This is a genomic window from Maribacter sedimenticola, from assembly GCF_900188415.1.
Lineage (GTDB): Bacteria > Bacteroidota > Bacteroidia > Flavobacteriales > Flavobacteriaceae > Maribacter > Maribacter sedimenticola.
In genome coordinates this window covers 37,851-56,677 of sequence record NZ_FZNV01000001.1, presented here as the reverse complement: position 1 = coordinate 56,677, position 18,827 = coordinate 37,851, and the positions used below count along the sequence as shown (strand labels likewise).

Annotated in this window: 15 protein-coding genes and 1 pseudogene; 9 read left to right on the top strand and 7 right to left on the bottom strand. The window is 37.0% G+C overall.

The genetic code is table 11. The annotated features are described in order from the left end of the window. Positions 1 to 65: 65 nt before the first annotated feature. Positions 66 to 1,580, bottom strand: a complete 1,515-nt coding sequence (locus tag CHB68_RS00240) for a Do family serine endopeptidase (protein ID WP_089258386.1) — start codon at positions 1,578 to 1,580, stop codon at positions 66 to 68. A gap of 375 nt (positions 1,581 to 1,955) precedes the next feature. Here CHB68_RS00240 and CHB68_RS00235 point away from each other — a divergent pair, with 375 nt between their 5' ends. From CHB68_RS00235 to CHB68_RS00200, 8 genes and pseudogenes are all read left to right on the top strand, one after another. Then, complete coding sequence (locus CHB68_RS00235) at positions 1,956 to 2,672, top strand: TIGR04282 family arsenosugar biosynthesis glycosyltransferase (protein WP_179213117.1); 717 nt, start codon at positions 1,956 to 1,958, stop codon at positions 2,670 to 2,672. Positions 2,673 to 2,699: 27 nt separating this feature from the next. After that, positions 2,700 to 5,903: a SusC/RagA family TonB-linked outer membrane protein gene (locus CHB68_RS00230; RefSeq protein WP_089258384.1), complete on the top strand. Its 3,204-nt coding sequence runs from the start codon at positions 2,700 to 2,702 to the stop codon at positions 5,901 to 5,903. A 6-nt stretch (positions 5,904 to 5,909) separates the two neighbouring features. Next, positions 5,910 to 7,334 (top strand): SusD/RagB family nutrient-binding outer membrane lipoprotein, encoded by a 1,425-nt coding sequence (locus CHB68_RS00225; protein WP_089258383.1) that lies wholly within the window; start codon positions 5,910 to 5,912, stop codon positions 7,332 to 7,334. 31 nt (positions 7,335 to 7,365) lie between these two features. Beyond that, positions 7,366 to 8,706: an SLC5/6 family protein gene (locus tag CHB68_RS00220; RefSeq protein ID WP_089258382.1), complete on the top strand. Its 1,341-nt coding sequence runs from the start codon at positions 7,366 to 7,368 to the stop codon at positions 8,704 to 8,706. Further along, a pseudogene (locus tag CHB68_RS00215) lies at positions 8,691 to 9,326 on the top strand (metallophosphoesterase family protein); the annotation flags it as partial. The gene CHB68_RS00220 and the pseudogene CHB68_RS00215, both read left to right, overlap by 16 nt. Before the next feature lie 234 nt (positions 9,327 to 9,560). After that, positions 9,561 to 9,896 (top strand): arsenosugar biosynthesis-associated peroxidase-like protein, encoded by a 336-nt coding sequence (locus CHB68_RS00210; RefSeq protein WP_081819435.1) that lies wholly within the window; start codon positions 9,561 to 9,563, stop codon positions 9,894 to 9,896. A 198-nt stretch (positions 9,897 to 10,094) separates the two neighbouring features. After that, positions 10,095 to 11,150, top strand: a complete 1,056-nt coding sequence (gene arsS / locus CHB68_RS00205; RefSeq protein ID WP_089258381.1) for an arsenosugar biosynthesis radical SAM (seleno)protein ArsS — start codon at positions 10,095 to 10,097, stop codon at positions 11,148 to 11,150. A gap of 478 nt (positions 11,151 to 11,628) precedes the next feature. After that, on the top strand, positions 11,629 to 12,246 hold the full coding sequence (locus tag CHB68_RS00200; protein ID WP_089258380.1) for a TetR/AcrR family transcriptional regulator: 618 nt from the start codon (positions 11,629 to 11,631) through the stop codon (positions 12,244 to 12,246). Positions 12,247 to 12,252: 6 nt separating this feature from the next. Here CHB68_RS00200 and CHB68_RS00195 read toward each other — a convergent pair whose 3' ends face one another. Genes CHB68_RS00195 through CHB68_RS00185 form a run of 3 tightly spaced genes read right to left on the bottom strand, consistent with a single transcriptional unit; the run spans position 12,253 to position 14,865 of the window. Then, positions 12,253 to 13,308, bottom strand: coding sequence for a glycosyltransferase family 9 protein (locus CHB68_RS00195; protein WP_245838720.1), 1,056 nt, complete (start codon positions 13,306 to 13,308; stop codon positions 12,253 to 12,255). Next, the gene (locus tag CHB68_RS00190) at positions 13,295 to 13,897 is read right to left on the bottom strand and encodes a DUF4254 domain-containing protein (protein WP_089258371.1); all 603 of its coding nucleotides are present in this window, start codon (positions 13,895 to 13,897) and stop codon (positions 13,295 to 13,297) included. The genes CHB68_RS00195 and CHB68_RS00190 overlap by 14 nt, the downstream gene beginning before the upstream one ends. Before the next feature lie 38 nt (positions 13,898 to 13,935). Then, a complete protein-coding gene (locus CHB68_RS00185; protein WP_089258370.1) occupies positions 13,936 to 14,865 on the bottom strand; it encodes a DUF6427 family protein in 930 nt (309 codons plus the stop codon). A gap of 40 nt (positions 14,866 to 14,905) precedes the next feature. On the opposite strand from CHB68_RS00185, the gene CHB68_RS00180 reads away from it, so the two are divergent. Beyond that, positions 14,906 to 15,130 carry a DUF6341 family protein gene (locus CHB68_RS00180; RefSeq protein ID WP_089258369.1) on the top strand — a complete coding sequence of 75 codons (225 nt, stop codon included), beginning with the start codon at positions 14,906 to 14,908 and terminating at the stop codon, positions 15,128 to 15,130. A gap of 60 nt (positions 15,131 to 15,190) precedes the next feature. Here CHB68_RS00180 and purD read toward each other — a convergent pair whose 3' ends face one another. The 3 genes from purD to CHB68_RS00165 are packed head-to-tail and all read right to left on the bottom strand — an operon-like array spanning position 15,191 to position 18,775. Then, complete coding sequence (purD, locus tag CHB68_RS00175) at positions 15,191 to 16,462, bottom strand: phosphoribosylamine--glycine ligase (RefSeq protein ID WP_089258368.1); 1,272 nt, start codon at positions 16,460 to 16,462, stop codon at positions 15,191 to 15,193. Positions 16,463 to 16,487: 25 nt separating this feature from the next. Beyond that, the gene (locus tag CHB68_RS00170; protein WP_089258367.1) at positions 16,488 to 17,471 is read right to left on the bottom strand and encodes a UDP-glucuronic acid decarboxylase family protein; all 984 of its coding nucleotides are present in this window, start codon (positions 17,469 to 17,471) and stop codon (positions 16,488 to 16,490) included. Between the two features lie 5 nt (positions 17,472 to 17,476). Further along, positions 17,477 to 18,775: an exopolysaccharide biosynthesis polyprenyl glycosylphosphotransferase gene (locus tag CHB68_RS00165; RefSeq protein WP_317043801.1), complete on the bottom strand. Its 1,299-nt coding sequence runs from the start codon at positions 18,773 to 18,775 to the stop codon at positions 17,477 to 17,479. Positions 18,776 to 18,827 lie beyond the last annotated feature (52 nt).

Sequence of the window (18,827 nt, the reverse complement as noted above, 5' to 3'; positions counted from 1 at the left end):
ATTTCAAAAAAAATGCCAAGTGGACAACATTATCCACTTGGCATAAAATTAATCATTAAAGCGGACTATGAATCCAATCCGAAGGCATAATAATATTTAGAACCATCTTCATATACACCTTCTAACATTACCCCACCTTTTTTATTTTCCAATAATGAGGCAATATCATTGATGTCCTTAATACGCTTACCATCAATATGGGTTATAATGAACCCTTCTCTCATTTGTGTTTCCTTTTTTATTTTTCCGGGATAAAGTTTTGTAACCTGAACTCCACCATCTATATCCAACTTCTTAGCAAGGTCTTTGCTCAAGTTTTCAAAATCGGCTCCAAGAAGGTTAAATACCTCTTTCTTTTCTTTTTTGATAATATCTGTACCTCCTTGAGAATTATGAAGCTCTACTTCTAATTCTTTCTCCCTGCCATTTCTATTAATGGTAACCATTACTTTGTCTCCAGGTCTTTTGCCAGCAATAATTTCCTGTAATCTAGGGGATGTGGCGGTTTCCTTACCATTGACACTTACAATAATATCACCAGCTTCTATACCGGCCAAATCTGCACCACTGTCTTCACCAACTTGCTCTACCCAAACACCTTTTGTAAAGTCCACATCCTTTTCCTTAGCCAAGTTACTGTCCATGGTACGTATGGTCACCCCTAACATACCACGCTGAACATTGCCATATTTTAAAAGGTCTTCTACCACTTTGGTAACAATATTACTTGGAACGGCAAAACCATAGCCGGTGTAGGTTCCTGTTCTACTTGCTATAGCCGTATTGATACCGACTAGATTGCCATCAAGGTTTACCAAAGCACCTCCACTATTGCCCGGATTAATGGCCGCATCTGTTTGGATAAAACTCTCCACGGCAAATTTGTCCGTATTAATATGTATACTTCTTGCCTTTGCACTTACAATACCAGCGGTAACCGTAGAATTTAATCCTAAAGGATTACCAACGGCCAAGACCCATTCACCCACCTCAACATCATCAGAATTCACTAAGGCCATTGTTTTAAGGTTATCTGCCTTAATCTGTAATAATGCTAAATCAGTAGTTGGGTCTGTCCCTATTACCGTAGCTTTATATGATTCGTTGTTGTACAAAGTAACTTCTACCTCATCTGCATTGTCAATTACATGGTTATTGGTTACGATATACCCTTTATCATTAATGATGACACCAGACCCGGTACCAACACGTGGTCTGGACTGCATACCTTCAGGAGATTGTCCTTTGAACATATCACCAAAAAATTCCTTGAACGGATCGGGCAATTCACGTGCACCTTGATTTCCATAGCTGGTTCCATTTTGGGTAGATTTTATATGCACTACCGCATCCAGCACTTTTTCTGAAGTGTCCGTAAAATCCAATGGTTTAATATTTCCTTCATTGTCCGCGGTATACAGGACACGGCTACCCGGCACTGATTCTACAACGGTAACACCTGAAGTTGATTTGGTCTGTTCCTTGGTCAACTCAATTACCCCATAACTGACCGCAAATGCAATCAACGCTGAAAATAAATATATTTTCCAAGCACTTTTAGTATTTGTATTTGATTTCATATGACATAAATTTAATTAAATTCTTTTAACCTTAAGTTGTCAATAGGTGTGCCATAAGGTCGATTATAAATGCTAAAATATTTTTAAAAATAAATGAAATTTTAAGGGATTTTTTAGACTAACCAGTCTGTAAGCTTAAAAAAGATCCTTAATTAATGATGAAGATTGACTTTTAATCCGATTTTTTCAAGCCAATTTCGATGATGTACCATATGTAGTCTTATTTTTTGATAGATAAAACCGACTGAATGGTTTACACTGACATTTTGACTTATTCAATCTATTTGATTCATTTATTAAATTCAGAAATTCCAAAAAAAATAAACCATTGCAATATTTTTACGTAAGTTTAATAACAAGAAAGAAGTCTGCCCATTGAATGCATTGAACAGTACGGCTATATTATTATTTGCCAATTCTTCCAGACGGGAATTGGTTTGTAAATCTATTGTACGCAGTGAAAAACTGTTCGATATACTTACGCAAGTAACCCTTGGCAAGGCTAAAAGAACGGGGTTGCCGGTATTCCATTTCACGGAAAAAGAGCAAATTGGCTCAAATTTTGGCGAAAGGTTTACCAATGCAATGACAGCCATATATGATAAAGGTTTTCATAATATTATCGTAATAGGAAATGACACTCCGCAGTTAACAACTCAACATTTAACATTTACCGCAAAACAGTTAGCTTTAGGAAAACCCGTAATTGGCGGTTCTATTGACGGAGGTTTCTATTTATTGGGACTGCAAAGAGTAAATTTTGACAGCAACGATCTAAAAAACCTTCCTTGGCAAAGGTTTGGTCTGTTCAACCAAATATCATTGTCCCTAAAGAAAAAGTCTCTAGAGGTAGTTCAATTACCCGTATTACAAGACCTTGATACGGAAAAGGATCTAAAATCCATATTGTCATTTTCTTATAGTTTGTCAACTACACTGTTGTTGCTCATCCTAAGTATATTAAGAAATATTGAACACCTATACTACACCCTCCATAACTATATAGATAGCTATGCTACCCGCTGCTACTTTAATAAAGGCTCTCCAGCAGATTCATTTATCCCAATCCCCCTTTATCCAACAGTTGGATAAATGATAATGTAGTACAAAAAGCCTTTTATGAAACACATTTTATTTGTGTTGACCTTGCTGTTACTATGCAAGGCCAACGCTCAAGATACCATTACTGGTACAGTTAGCGATGTTAATGGTAACCCAATACCTTTTGTCAATATCTTGTTGGTAGGTACGTCTACCGGTACCATTACCAATGACGACGGTTATTTTTCCATCTCCGTACCTTCACGCACCGGAGAATTGGAGTTTTCAGCATTGGGATATACCACCCAAATATTAAAGATTAATAATCAAAAAAACATTTCCATTGCCCTAACCGAAGCTACAGAAATTCTTGAAGAAGTAGTATTGACCGCTTTAGGATTGAAAAGGGAAACCAAAGAGTTGGGTTATGTAGTCCAAAGTTTGGATACCGAAGGAATTACAGAAGTTAAGTCGGTTAACTTTTTAGATAATCTATCGGGTAAACTTGCAGGTGTCACCATTAATCAAGGTGCTACAGGCGTAGGTTCCTCTTCAAAGATTACCATAAGGGGCGAGGCCTCGTTTTCCAATAACAATCCGTTATTTGTGGTAGATGGTATACCCATCAACAACGCTTCCATTTTCAATTTTACCAATGAGGCAGCTGCAGGTTTTCAGGAGATTGATTTTGGAAATGGTGCAATGGAGGTAAATCCAGATGATATTGCAGAAGTTTCGGTTTTAAAAGGTCCCAGTGCCGCTGCTCTTTACGGTACTAGAGCCTCTAACGGTGTTATAATTATAGAAACCAAAACAGGTAAAAACACAAAGGGTTTGGGAATTAGTTACAATACCAGCTTTTTTATGGATACCGCTTTTCAATTACCGGATTTTCAAAATGAGTACGGACAAGGAAATTCCGGTGCTTTTGCATTTGTGGACGGATTGGGCGGAGGAACCAATGATTTGATAACATACAGCTGGGGGCCCCGTTTGGATGTGGGCAACCTTGTGCCCCAATTTGATGGTCCGGTTACTTTGGCAGATGGTTCAACAGTACGTGGCGGAGATACTTCCCTATATAATGGCAATACCATTACACCAACTGAATTTAGGTCCTACCCGGATAACCTAAAGGATTTTTATAGAACGGGTACTACTTTTATTAATAACATATCCGTAGCATCAGGGTTTGATAAGGGCAATTACCGACTGTCGTTTACCGACATGCGCAGTGAATCGATAATTCCCGGTGTTAATTTGGACAGACAGACCATTGGCACTCGACTAAATTTTCAACCAATTGACAAATTAACGATTAATTCATCTATTAGTTATATCAACTCAAAAAGTGATAACCGCCCTTCTAACGGTTACGGTTCCGAAAATGTCAATTATTCCCTTGTTGCCTGGGGACCACGTTCGCTTAACATCAATAATCTTAAAGACTACTGGCAACCAAGCCTAGAAGGCGTTCAACAGTATTCCTTTAATTATACTTACTTTGACAATCCCTATTTCATCCTTTATGAAAATAGAAACTCCTTTAATAGGGATCGTATATTTGGTAACATTTCTGCCAGTTATGACATAACGGATCACATAACGGCTTCCATAAGAACGGGTATGGACTATTCTAGTGAATTGCGTCAACTACGAAGGGCATATAGTTCCAATCGTTTTAAAAATGGTGGTTATGCAGAGCATGATGTGTTCTTTAGAGAGATAAACAGTGATTTTTTATTAAATTATACCAATCGGTTCAATGATGTTAGTGTAGATGTATCTATAGGGGGAAACAGGCTGGACCAACAAGCGTTTACCTCACAATCACAGACCACAAGTCTGGCACAACCGGGTATTTTTAGGTTATCCAACGCGGCATCACCAATAGAGGTTTTTGAATATGAATCCAACAAGCGCATTAATAGTTTGTATGGTTTGGCCAAATTTGGTTATAAAAATTACCTTTATTTGGATATAACCGGTCGAAATGATTGGTCCAGTGCATTAGCCACACCGTTTTCCGTGGAAAACACCTCTTTCTTTTATCCTTCGGTTTCCAGCAGTTTTATTTTGTCGGAGGTAATTGGTCTGCCTAAAAGTATATCGTTTGCAAAACTAAGGGCAAGTTGGGCGCAAGTAGGTAATGACACCAATCCGTACCAGACCAGTAGCACTTTTATTGCACAGACACCATTTAATGGCCAACCTACCTTTAGTAACACAGATATCATTGCCAATCCTAATTTACAGCCAGAACGCACCTCTTCTTTTGAAGTTGGAGCTGATATAAGATTGTTCCGTGATCAACTTCATTTTGATATATCCTATTATAATGCATTGACCAAAGATCAAATAATTGCATTGCCCATAGGTATCTCGTCAGGTTATACCCAACAGGTTGTCAATGGCGGCGAAGTCCGCTCAAAAGGCTTGGAAGTCATATTGGGCATATCGCCCATAGTCAGTGAAAATTTTAGCTGGAACAGTACCGTGAATTTTAGCACCAACCGTTCAACAGTAGAAAGTCTGCCACAAGAAGATGGCCGTTTAACGCTGGCCTATTCACGAATATATGACAGTCAGAACCAAACGGTATTTTTTCAGGTAGAAGAAGGAGGTAGAATTGGTGATATGTATGGAACAGGTTATTTAAGAAATGAAAATGGTGATTTTATCTTGACGGATGAAGGACGATACATCCCCAATAACGATCTACAAAAATTGGGTAATTATAATCCTGATTTTATGGTAGGGTTTAATAATCGGTTCAACTACAAAAATTGGAATTTAGGCTTTCTTTTAGATTGGAGGCAAGGAGGTATTTTGGTTTCAAGGACAAAAGCATTGGGTAACGTGGGTGGCCAGTTGGCAGAAACCGCGTTTAGACCAGAATTCGGTATTGTACCCGAAGGTGTGGTCAATACGGGTACGGAAGAGAGCCCTGTGTATGTTCCTAACACCATAGCAGTTTCCGCAGAGAGCTATTACCGTCAATTTTATGATAGAAACCATGAAGAGAACAATACGTATGACGCCTCATTTTTAAAATTACGGCAATTGGCTATTGGCTACACATTCAATAATCTGAACCTTTTTAATACAGATGCAACATTGAACCTGTCCATAATTGGAAAAAACCTGTTCGCAATAACGGAAAACCCACATTTTGACCCAGAACAATTGGCCGTACAGGGCAATGGTTTTATAAGTGGCGTAGAGGACATGTCCTACGCTACCACTAGAAGTATAGGATGTAAGGCCTCATTTAATTTTTAAAAAAACATGAGAAAATTTTATAACATATTCATTTTGTTGGTTTTTGTTGGATGTACTAGAGATTTCGAAGAAATAAATACCAATACCAATGCCCCCGTTACCGTGCAACCTAGCCTCTTGCTGAGACAGGTCATTTATGATTATGGTGAGCAAATGTCCTATGAAGGATTTACTGCCGGTAATTTATTGGGCCAATACAGTACCGCTTTGGATTTTAACCTTTTTGATCGTCATGATCTAAAATCACCTCAGTTGGGTGGAAATCCTTGGCCAATACTGTACCAAAATTTAAGGGACAACGAAATACTATTGAACCTTTCCCAGGAAAATACTGCATTTGCGGTATATGAAGGCCCTGCAAGAATCCTAAAGGCATATATGGCCGCCACATTGACGGATTTATATGGGGATGTCCCTTATTCGGAAGCTTTTAAAGGCAATGCTGAAACGGTAACGCCTGCTTATGATAGTCAAGAAGCTATTTATTTGGATAACGGGGGCATATTGAACAACCTTGAATTGGGAATAACTGCATTGGAAAACTATACGGGCACAATTGGTTTAGAAGGTGACATCTTATACGAGGGCGATTTATCAGGATGGATTCGTTTTGCAAATTCGTTGAAGATAAAATACCTAATGCGTATTTCTGCTAAAGTAGATGTAGCTCCCCAATTACAATCCATTTTTAATGAAGATAACTATATAGGCACTAACATGCAAAATGCCATTTTTAATTTTACGGATGGTGAGCCCAATAATTTTAGGTTGGCAAGGCTAAGGATAGGGGATTTCAATAATTATGTGCTATCGGAAACTATGGAAGATATTTTGAAGGCATTGAACGATCCACGTATTGAAAGGTTGTATAGACCTATAGGTAATGCTGGCGACAACACCTTTAAAGGCCTGCTGAACGGTATTGATGCCTCTACCGGGGTTTCTGTTGCGGATTATTCGTTACTGGGAACAATTTTTAGGGAAAATACAGGTTTGTTGGATGCCAACTTCATGACCAGTATGGAAACACATTTTTTATTGGCAGAGGCCGCATTAAAAGGATATATATCCGGTAATACTGAAAGTCTATACCAAATGGGTATTTCCCAGGCCTTTGAGTATTGGCAAGTACCCCTTCCCGAAAACTATATAATGAATAATGCAGCCCTTGAAAATGGGGTGGAACTAGAAAATATCATCACTCAAAAATGGATTGCCAATGCGATCAACGGTTATGATGGTTGGATAGAATATAGAAGAACTGGATTTCCTCAATTACGTACAATATCGGCAAGTTTGAACAATAATATTATTCCAGTAAGAATGCCATATCCTGCAGAAGAAGAAGCATTGAACAGTAACAACTATGCAGAGGCCGCAAATAAAACCGATGGCAATAGTATAAATGTTCCGGTTTGGTGGGATGAATAATCAAGTTAGGAGTTAGTAGAAAAAACAAAAAATGACTGAAGTAAATATTTGGCAATGGGGTTTAATTATAGCATCGAGTTTGATGCTGTTTTTACTTTCCCCTTTGGCAAAAAATACCAATCAGTTTTTTAAAGCGGTTCAGAATAAGAAAGCCCCAAATACCTTAATGCTTACGGGCAGTCTGATTATTTCATGGATTTTTGCAAAAAGCATAACGAATGCGGCCAATTTAGGGTTGGACTATGGTATTGTGGGAGGTGTGGCCTATGCCGGATATTATCTGTCATTTGCCATAGCCGGGTGGATAATTTATAAGATGCGGTTGCAAGGAAGGTATACCAGTATTCACCATTTTCTTTCTTCCAAATTTGGGCAATCTGCTATATCGGTATTTTCTATCCTTATTGCCATTCGTTTGTTCAATGAGGTATGGAGCAATACTATGGTCATAGGTTCCTATTTTGGCCCTATGGGTTCTCCCGTATATTATTGGTCGATCTTAATATTCACGGCATTGACATTGGCTTATGTCATTAAAGGAGGAATGAGCAGTTCTATTTTTACCGATGTTGTTCAAATGGGTCTGTTTACCATTCTTTTGGCGGTAATATTGTTCACAATTTTTGGAAATTCTAATGCCGTTACGGTAACAGAGGTAGTTACATCTGGAACTTGGTCCTTTGGCACGGGCTTAAATTTATTGTTTGCAGCAGTGCTGCAGTCATTTAGCTATCCGTTCCATGACCCTGTATTAACAGACCGCGGCTTTATTAGTAGTCCTAAAGTAACCCTTAAAAGTTTTGTTTGGGCCAGTATATTAGGTGGGCTATGTATTATATTGTTCAGTATTATTGGTGTGTATGCCCAATCTCAAGGAATGGAAGGACAGGCTGCCGTAGAGGTCGGCAAGGCCTTTGGTATTGTAATCTTGTTGGTTATTAATTTTATTATGATAACCTCAGCGGCATCTACTCTTGATTCTACATTTTCCTCATTTTCAAAATTATTGGCCGTAGATTTAAAATTAGGGAATACGCTTACCATAGGTAGATGGTCTATGGTAATCATTGCTATAGTAGGTACCATACCTGTATTTCTAAATGCAGAAATTTTATCTGCCACCACAATTAGCGGTACTATGGTAATAGGCTTAACGCCTATTTTCATTTTTTGGAAGGACAAGGCTACTAGACTGAGCTTTCATTTAAGTGTATTTGGAGGAATATTTTTTGGATGTATACTCCTTTTAAACTGGTTTCCGGCAAGATTGATATTTACGACCGGCAAGTATGCCGATTTACTTTGGGTTAATTTTTGGGGCATAATTTGTTGCCTTTTTGCTTATCATATACCAACATGGATAAAGAAATAAAACATATTGGCACAAAACGCGGAAAGCTGTTGCTTTTTGGGGGTGTATATAGTAACCTTCAGGCATTGGAGCGTTTGATAACCATTGCCCAGGAAGAAGGTATTGCACCGGAAAATTGTATATGTACCGGTGATATTACAGGTTATTGCGCACAACCAGAAGAAACCGTTCAGCTATTTAGAAAATGGGGTGCTATCAGCATAGCTGGTAATGTTGAGCTACAATTGGCCAATGATAGTGAGGATTGCGGATGCGATTTTAAGGAAGGCAGTAGATGTGATGATTTTTCAAAAATGTGGTTCCCTTATACCAAAGGGCATCTTTCACAAACTTCTTTGGATTGGATGAAGGAAATACCGGAATACATAACTTTTGATTACGGGAACAAAAAAGTAACCGTAGTACATGGTAATTTTGGTAATACCTCTGAGTTCATATTTACTTCCAACGCGGACCAAAGTAAACAACAAGCTTTTAGGGAGACCCAAAGTGATATCATCGTTGCAGGACACTGTGGACTACCCTTTCATCAGTCCATAAAAGAAAAATTGTGGCTAAATCCAGGGGTCATAGGTATGCCCGCAAATGACGGTACGGCCAGGGTTTGGTATATGATAATGGATACGCATGATGATAAAGTTCTCTATTCCCATAAATCATTTGACTATGATGCAGGAACCGCTCAAAAATTAATGTATGCCAACCATTTGCCAGAAGCTTATGGAGATACACTTACATCCGGTATATGGGACAACATGGAAATTCTGCCCGAAGTGGAAAAAATGGGACAGGGAATTCCAATATACTTTAATCAAGATCAAAAAAATTCACAACAAATTAAAACACAGAAAAAAATGGCAAATACGTATTATGACCCGGCAGATTTAAGGAAATTTGGAAAGATTACCGAATGGAGCGAAGAACTTGGCACCAAATTTTTTGATTATTATGGTAAGGTTTTCGAAGAAGGTGCACTAAGTGCTAGGGAAAAATCATTAATAGCCTTGGCCGTTTCCCATGTGGTTAAATGTCCATATTGCATAGATGCTTATACCAAAGACGGATTACAAAAGGGGATTACGAAGGAAGAAATGATGGAGGCCGTTCACGTTGGCGCTGCCATTGAAAGTGGGGCAACTCTAGTACATGGCGTGCAAATGATGAACAAGTACAATAAATTATCCATGTAAATTTTGTTTAGGTTGTTGGTTGTTCCAAGCATCCACCTCTAGAAGCCAATTCACTTAAATTTAAATAAGATATTGCAAATAGGGTGTTTACCATAAACATCTATTAAAAAGAAAAAGAAATTATATGTTGTAATGTTAGAATTTGAAGCATTTTAAATAATACCGACAACGAACAACGAACAACGAACAACTAAAAAAATGGCTACAAAATCATTAAAGGCAAAAGGAAACGATTTAGCGGTTTCCAATAAACAACTTGAAATACTTAATGGCGGAATATTTGCTGATGGGGAACTACCTTATTTTAAGGATCAAATTGCAAAAATTGGACATTTTCCACTTCGCCCTAAAAAATTGGAAATCCTGCAAATTAATGTAGGCTATATGTGCAATCAAGTTTGCGAGCACTGTCATGTGGATGCAGGACCGGACCGTAAGGAGATTATGACCAGAGAAACAATGCAATTATGCCTGGAGGTCATTAAAAACACAGGGGCCCACACGTTGGATTTAACGGGTGGAGCACCGGAAATGAATCCGGATTTTAGATGGTTCGTTGAAGAGGCCGCCAAAGCAGGAATCAAGGATTTTATCGTGCGATCTAACTTGACCATCATACGTGCCAATAAAAAATATCATGATCTGCCGGATTTCTTTAAAAAACACAATGTGCACGTCATATCATCCATGCCACATTACACCAGAGGAAAGACAGATAAGCAACGTGGAGACGGTGTTTTTGACAAATCGATAAAAGCATTGCAAGAACTTAATGAAAGAGGATACGGGCTACCGGGCAGCGATTTAAGGTTAGATTTGGTGTATAATCCATCTGGAGCATATTTGCCCGGTGATCAGGCAGCTATGGAAAAAGATTTTAAAAAAGCGCTGAAAGAGGATTTTGGCATTCAGTTTCATAATCTCTTTGCGATAACCAATTTACCTATTGCCCGCTTTTTGGATTATTTGATCGCATCTGAAAATTATGAGGACTACATGTATGCACTAGTAGAGGCATATAACCCCAGTGCAGTTGCCAATGTAATGTGTACCAATACCATTTCCATTAGTTGGGACGGTTGGCTTTATGATTGCGATTTTAACCAAATGTTGGATTTAAAAGTGGCCAGTAAAGTAAAACATATAAAAGACTACAATGAGGATATATTAAATGATAGGAATATCATTATTTCCCAACATTGCTATGGCTGTACCGCAGGGGCCGGTAGTAGTTGCCAAGGTACGGTAGCCTAATTTTAAAAATTCAAGGATGATTTACAATCAATAAATCATCCTTGAATTTTCGGCATTGACATATATATACAGCACTTAAACTATTTCCGGACCTCATTGTTAAGCTAATATCAATCCGCCAATAATAATTCCAGGTTTTTGTGAAACAATAAAATGCAGCTTATGCTTTTTTGTTCAATTCTCTGACAATTATAGATTGTGGATTCTAACTGGTTCATCATATTTTGAAAACCTCCATTTTCAAAAATCAGACCGTTGTCAATTTTAATAATCAGTATCTACTTTGTAACTTTCTATAAAACAACATATTATAACAGACTAATGAGTTTGTTTTTGGTAAAAATTTCCTTGTATTTCATCGGTAAAATCAACTTTTACCGAGTTTACTGTGCCGTTCAACTAGAAATATACTTCCACAGTACATAAAATCTGTTCTTTGAATAGACCATATGGTCGGTTAGACCCAAATCTACATATTATGAACAAGAGCCTAAAGCGCATGGCCACCATGCACAGAATTCAAGTTACCGGACTACAGTTATTTTATTCCAAGGGATATTATAATACAAGTGTAGATGATATTTTAAAGGAGTTGAACCTTTCTAAAGGGGCTTTCTATTATCATTTTGAATCCAAAGAGGATTTTTTTGTACAGATCATTCAGAATTTAATGGCCCGTAAAGTGTACAGTACATTAATTGAACCATTAGAAGGTCATGAAAATCCTTTAAATTTGATTACTGCCTGTTTTGATAATGCCATGGAAACGGCCGTTCACAATGATATGGATTACGGTTGTATACTTCATAATTTCATTGCCGAGTTTAATGGAAAGAATGATGTTATAATGCAGCATTTAAACGAAATCGTTACGGTTTGGGAGGTCAATTTAATTACCGCATTACAGAAAGGAAAGTTCAACGGTTTTTTGGACAGACATGTAGATTGCGAAGCTGTAACCACTTTTTTAATGAGTTCTTATTTTGGCGTGCGGACCTTAATGGTAGGCAGTTCACCCAGTGCCAAAAAATATAGGTTTATGGCACAATTGCGACAATATTTTAAAAGTTTGGAACCCAAAGCCGTTACCACTTAATCCAATTTAGGAAGACTGTTCACTTAAAATCTCATTGATTTTTTGAACAACGGATTCCGGGGTAATGGTTCTCATTACATCTTCGTAACCCTCTGGCACCTTATTTCCATAAATAGAAGTAGGTATTTTTGGATATTGTTCTCGATCGGCCAATAAAGCGTTTGAAATTGGTTGTTGAAAAGGATAAAAACCGGCATAGGGATGTGTAACGCCCCATAATGTTAGTGTAGGTACCGAATACATAGCTGCCAAATGGGCATTACCGCTATCCATGGCAATCATTAAATCTAAATTGGATATCACGGCCAATTCATCTTTAAAATCATACATACCTGCAATATTCTTTACTTGTGTAAATGACTTTTCCCATACGGTCAGTTGCTTTTTTTCCTGTTCCGATCCACCAAAAAGAACAATAGAATACTTTTTGGTATTATCTAGTAAAGCAATAACCTTTTCCATTAACTCCGTTGGATATGTTTTGCCTGCAAACGCTGCAAAAGGCGCTATACCAATATGAATTTTGGTTTGTGTTACAACAAATTCCTTCTTCTTTAAAGGAATTTGTTTCTTAGGCAAGGAATGCATTTCATTGATACCTATGGGATAACCAAGCTTGTCAAAAACAGCAGCATAGCGCTCAAATGTAGTTTTTAATGGCTTAAAAAACTTCCTGTTTGGATCGGTCAATTGTTTCTTGTCCTTTCTTCCCTTATCCATTTGTATAAAGGGAACAGATTGCAACCTAAAGAATTGTTTTAAAATTGAGCTACGCAATACATTGTGCAAATCTGCAACACCATCAATATTCAACACCTTTAGCTCGCTATACAGTTTCCAGAGCCCAAAAAATCCTTTATGTTTTTGCTTGACATTGGCAGGAACAACCTTGACTCTAGGTATTTGTGCTATAATTGGGCTAAAAAAAGGTTTGGTAACAACCGTTATATGTAAATCTGGATATTTTTTTATAAGTCCGTACAGTATGGGTACGGTCATGGCAACATCTCCCATGGCAGATAAACGGATAACCAAAATATGGGGTGTTCTATTTTTTTCCACGAAGGATGGGGTTTAGTTCCTCATCGTTATACATTTTCATTTGTTTGTACACTTTCATGTATTTGTTGCCGTTCTCAATATCCAATATCAATTGGTCTATTGCCTGGGAAAGATCTTTCTTTTGCTCCAAAAGAATATCCAATTTGGATTGACATTTGGCCTTATGTTCCTCAGAAGCATCTATACGGCTTGCTTCCTCCTTCATATGATAAATCTTTAACGCTAAAATAGAAAGACGGTCAATGGCCCAAGCAGGACTTTCCGTATTGATAGTAGCTTCACTTTTTACTTGTACCGATTGGTATTTGTTTAGGAAATAACTATCGATATATTCAACCAAATCCGTTCTATCTTGATTACTGGCATCAATTTTACGTTTTAAGACCAATGCGTCCTTAGGGTCAATTTCAGGGTTACGTATAATATCTTCATAATGCCATTGGACGGTATCTATCCAGTTTTTTCTATAAAGTAAATGTTCAATACTATCTGCCGGATACGGATTGGTGAAATCCTGATAAACATCATCCTTAAGATGATAATTATCTATACTCTCGTTAAAAATGGTAAAAGCAAAGTTGCTGAACATATTTTATTTTTTACAAAGATAAAGTTTAAAGAACAAACCTAAAGTTTGGTGAAGAATACTATTAAAGGGGCAACAATACTAGTTATAAGTATTAATTCTAGAAATTTTGGTTTTTTTATAGATTCAAGATAATTCACCATAAATATTACTGAAGGAAAAAATGTGATCATGACCGCATTTGTATTTTCAGAAGCTACCAGTAAATTGACCACTAAACCAATAATAAACGAAAGGGCAATGAGCCTCATAACCGTGACCTTACCGGTGCCTGTACTGCCCAACCTAATAAAAATCCAAAACCCAAGACCAATATTCATTAATGCATACAAGGTCAATTTTATACTTGACCACCATTTAATGGGAAACAATGAATTAAAATCAACGGCAAAATCATAGTGATCGGTTAAGAAGGATGTTTTGCCCATAAGCACTAGAACACTATATAAAATCATAAAAAAACAAAAACCAACGGATAGGAAGATAAGCCAATTTCTAATATTTTTAGGTTCATAGATGTAAATTGCCGCAAAGACCAATATTAAATATAGCAAGGCCCATTCATAAAAAATGCTAGCAATACATATCCAAAGAGCAGCATCAAATATTTTTAGTTTAATATTCTTAAGAGATTTTATACTCAATAAACGACGCATGGCCAGTAAAAGAAAAAAGGTGGTAAAAATTGCGTTACTATCTCCCAGTGTTTCCGGAAAAACCACGAAAAGAATGGTAAAATATAGGATTGCGAAAGAATTATTCGCCGTTAATTTATTTCTTTTAACAATAAAATCTACCACGAAAACGCTAAACAGCACGGTGCCCAAAATGCCTATGGTTGCTCCTATTTTTAAATCTAAAATAGTGTTGTTAAGCAAGTAAAATTGAACTCCCCAATAAAAAAGAAACAAAAAAACAAGGAGAATTATAAAATTGACTGGTTTTGTTTTCTCAAAAATGCTTGAAATCATCTAAGCTTTTTATATTTTTGCTGGTAAATATAGTAATAAGATGAAATCATTTTTTGAAGGTATAGCCGATTTGTTTGTAAATGTGATATTCAAATACACGATGGACCCTTTTAGATTTGCTGAAAGCTGGACCCTGTCTAACATCGTAAACTGGTTGTTTATGTTAATCGGGACCGCTGCATTTATTTATTGGATGCTCGAGCTAAAAAAGTATAATGATAAAGGGGATGAGGATTCCACTAGTACTTCTCACTCTTACCTATAGTTTACAAGAATTCCAGAATGGCCTTATAGAAGTACACGAAACTTTTATAAGGCCATTCTTTTATAGGTCAAAACCTAAATCTTTTCTATAATTCATTCCTTCAAAAGAAAGTTTTTCCACATTTTTATACGATGTGTTCAAGGCCGACTTAAAGTCATCGCCAAACGATGTAATTGCCATTACCCTACCACCGTTGGTAACTACCTTACCATCAAGTAATGTGGTTCCTGCATGAAAAACCAAAGAATCATCGATAGACGCTATACCGGTAATTTCCTTACCCTTTATATATGATCCAGGATAACCTCCGGATACGGTCATTACTGTAGTTGCCGTACGACCATCTAATTGAAGATCAATGTTGGACAAGGTCTGGTTGGCAACCGCTTCAAAAACCTCAACCAAATCATTTTTTAATCTTGGCAAGACTACTTCCGTTTCCGGATCGCCCATGCGTACATTATACTCAATCACCTTTGGATCGTTACCAACTTTGATAAGTCCAATAAAAATAAATCCCTTATAGGGTATATTATCCTTTTTAAGTCCTTCTACCGTCGGTTTAACTATTTGGTGCTCTATCTTGTCCATGAACTCCTTACTTGCAAAAGGAACGGGTGAAATTGCCCCCATACCTCCTGTATTAAGTCCGGTGTCACCTTCACCAATTCGTTTATAATCCTTTGCCGTAGGAAGAACTTTATATGAAATACCATCTGTAAGTACAAAAACACTTAATTCTATTCCATCCAAAAATTCTTCTATTACCACAGTGGTACTGGCAGACCCAAACTTTTCATGGACCAACATGGCCTTTAATTCCTTTTTGGCATCATTAAGGTCATTGAGAATTACGACACCCTTACCAGCTGCAAGACCATCGGCCTTTAAAACAAAAGGAGGATTTAATTCCTCTAAAAATTTAAATCCATCTTCAACAGTATTTGCCGTAAAACTTTTATACTGTGCAGTGGGTATATTATGGCGCATCATGAATTCCTTTGCGAATTCCTTACTGCCCTCTAAGGTTGCGGCAAGTTTTTCAGGTCCAATGACCGCAATGTTCTTTAATTCATCATCCTGCAAAAAATAATCATGTACCCCGTTGACCAAAGGATCCTCCGGACCCACAACTACCATTGCTATCTGTTCTTTGATTACAAAATCCTTAATTGCCTCAAAATCATTTACACCAATTGGTACATTAGTTGCAATTGTGGCTGTACCAGCATTTCCTGGAGCTACAAAAAGTTTTGAAAGTCGTGGACTTTGAGCCAACTTCCATGCAAAAGTATGTTCTCGTCCACCCGATCCAAGTATTAAAATATTCATGTGTAATTTTTTGATGAAATAAGGTTTAATTAGTTTTATCCGTAAAATTTCTATGTTCCTTCTTCTGAAGTTCCTCTGGAGACAACGATTTGAAATAATCGTATACGATTTTAAGTCCTTCTGCCCTGTTTACTTTTGGCTCCCAGCCCAGTAGTTTTTTTGCTTTGGAAATGTCTGGTTGACGTTGAGTGGGATCATCTTGTGGCAATGGCACGTAAATTACTTTTTGTTTTGTGCCTGTAAGTGCAATAATTTCCTCCGCAAATTCCTTTATGGTAGTTTCGTGTGGATTTCCAATATTTACCGGTTCTACACAATCACTAAATAACAAACGGTATATTCCTTCAACCTGATCATCAATATAACAGAAAGACCTAGTTTGTGAACCATCACCAAAAACGGTCAAATCCTCGCCTCTTAAAGCCTGCCCCATAAACGCGGGTACCACCCTTCCATCATTTAAGCGCATTCTAGGCCCATAGGTATTAAATATACGTACAATACGGGTATCTAGTCCATGATGTCTATGATACGCCATCGTAATGGACTCCATAAACCTTTTTGCCTCATCATAGACCCCACGTGGACCTATGGGGCTAACATTACCGTAATATTCTTCATTTTGGGGATGCACCAAAGGGTCGCCATAAACTTCTGATGTAGAGGCTACCAAAATTCTTGAATTTTTTTGTTTGGCCAATCCTAAAAGGTTAAGGGTCCCTAGAGAACCAACCTTTAATGTTTCAATAGGAATCTTTAAATAGTCTATAGGGCTGGCCGGTGATGCAAAATGCAGAATATAATCCAGTTTACCTTCTAAATGAACAAAGGTAGAAACATCATGATGGTGAAATTCAAAATGTTCCAGTGGAAAAAGATGGGCAATATTCTTTAAATCGCCTGTAATAAGATTATCCATGCCAATTACATGAAAGCCCTCTGCAATAAACCGATCACATAGATGGGAACCCAAAAATCCTGCAGCTCCAGTTATTAAAATTCTCTTCATATTATTTAATATGCTTTTTCCTCTCCCCTAATTGCATTGAGAACAGTTTGTACTATAATTTTAAGATCAAGAAAGAAAGACCAGTTTTCCACATAAAATATATCAAATTTAATTCTATTCTGAATGTCACTTTCTTTTTCGATTTCACCCCTATATCCACGTATTTGTGCTAGTCCTGTTATACCCGGCTTCACAAAATGACGTAACATATACTTATCTACCCTACTTGCATATTCGTCTGTATGCTTCAACATGTGGGGGCGCGGCCCTACTACGGACATATTTCCAAAAAGTACATTATAGAATTGTGGCAATTCGTCTATACTGGACTTTCTGATGAACTTACCTATTTTGGTTACCCTCATATCATTTTTACCAGCTTGCATAAGATCAGAAGATTCGTTGACCGCCATAGATCTAAACTTAAAGCATTGAAACTCCCGATTATCAAAACCTGTGCGTTTCTGAATGAAGAATACTGGCCCCCTGGACTCCAATGTTATCAAAAGTGCTAGCAAAGGCCCTAACCAAATTAAAATTCCAAAAATGACAAATAATGAGAAGGCGATGTCAAAAGCTCTTTTAAGAACTGCGTTTACCGAATTATGTAAAGGAATATCCCTTAAGGACAAGATTGGCAAATAGTCGTAATATTCAAACTTGAGTTTCTTGGAAAAGATATTTTTATTGTCCGGTAAAAACTTAAGGGTTTTTAGATTGTTATCCGCAAAATTTATAAAGGCATTCAGTTTTTTATTTGACATTTCAGAAACTGAACAGTATATTTCATCAATATTATTATTGACAATAAACATAAAACATGACATGATATCAAAATTTTTACCTTTCGCATCAAATTGTTTTACAAACTCGTAACCAAACTCTTCGCGTTCATTGAAAACCTGTATCAATTGATCAGTTTTACTGTTTTTACCAATGATTACCACTCTGCGAATATTTCCTTTCCACAATCCCCTATATTGCATTAGCAAAACATAGCTTAAAAACTTGAAAAAAGCGACGCCTACAAATACTAGAACAAAATATTGACCCAAAGCTAAACGACTCATTAATGGCTGTTTAAAAAAACCGATATAAGCATACAGTATGAGAAAGAAAAAAATAAATTGTGTAAAGAGTTTTCTTAATAAAGCAACCACTTTAGAATATCTGTGTACTTCATAGAATTCATTTTTAAATGACAATACAACCCACGCAAGGGTTATATAACTATGGAAGAGTAATGGATTTTGAAAATTTATGGGCAGAAAATTGGTAAATAGGTTAACCACCAATAAATCCATAATATAGGATAATGGTGTTATAAACCCAGAATATCTACCTTGTGTGAAAAGC

Coding starts and splice junctions, on each gene's coding strand:
- CHB68_RS00240 (WP_089258386.1), bottom strand. CDS start 1,580: ATGAAATCAAATACAAATACTAAAAGTGCTTGGAAAATATATTTATTT.
- CHB68_RS00230 (WP_089258384.1), top strand. CDS start 2,700: ATGAAACACATTTTATTTGTGTTGACCTTGCTGTTACTATGCAAGGCC.
- CHB68_RS00225 (WP_089258383.1), top strand. CDS start 5,910: ATGAGAAAATTTTATAACATATTCATTTTGTTGGTTTTTGTTGGATGT.
- CHB68_RS00220 (WP_089258382.1), top strand. CDS start 7,366: ATGACTGAAGTAAATATTTGGCAATGGGGTTTAATTATAGCATCGAGT.
- CHB68_RS00210 (WP_081819435.1), top strand. CDS start 9,561: ATGGCAAATACGTATTATGACCCGGCAGATTTAAGGAAATTTGGAAAG.
- arsS (WP_089258381.1), top strand. CDS start 10,095: ATGGCTACAAAATCATTAAAGGCAAAAGGAAACGATTTAGCGGTTTCC.
- CHB68_RS00200 (WP_089258380.1), top strand. CDS start 11,629: ATGAACAAGAGCCTAAAGCGCATGGCCACCATGCACAGAATTCAAGTT.
- CHB68_RS00190 (WP_089258371.1), bottom strand. CDS start 13,897: ATGTTCAGCAACTTTGCTTTTACCATTTTTAACGAGAGTATAGATAAT.
- CHB68_RS00185 (WP_089258370.1), bottom strand. CDS start 14,865: ATGATTTCAAGCATTTTTGAGAAAACAAAACCAGTCAATTTTATAATT.
- CHB68_RS00180 (WP_089258369.1), top strand. CDS start 14,906: ATGAAATCATTTTTTGAAGGTATAGCCGATTTGTTTGTAAATGTGATA.
- purD (WP_089258368.1), bottom strand. CDS start 16,462: ATGAATATTTTAATACTTGGATCGGGTGGACGAGAACATACTTTTGCA.
- CHB68_RS00170 (WP_089258367.1), bottom strand. CDS start 17,471: ATGAAGAGAATTTTAATAACTGGAGCTGCAGGATTTTTGGGTTCCCAT.
- CHB68_RS00165 (WP_317043801.1), bottom strand. CDS start 18,775: ATGGATTTATTGGTGGTTAACCTATTTACCAATTTTCTGCCCATAAAT.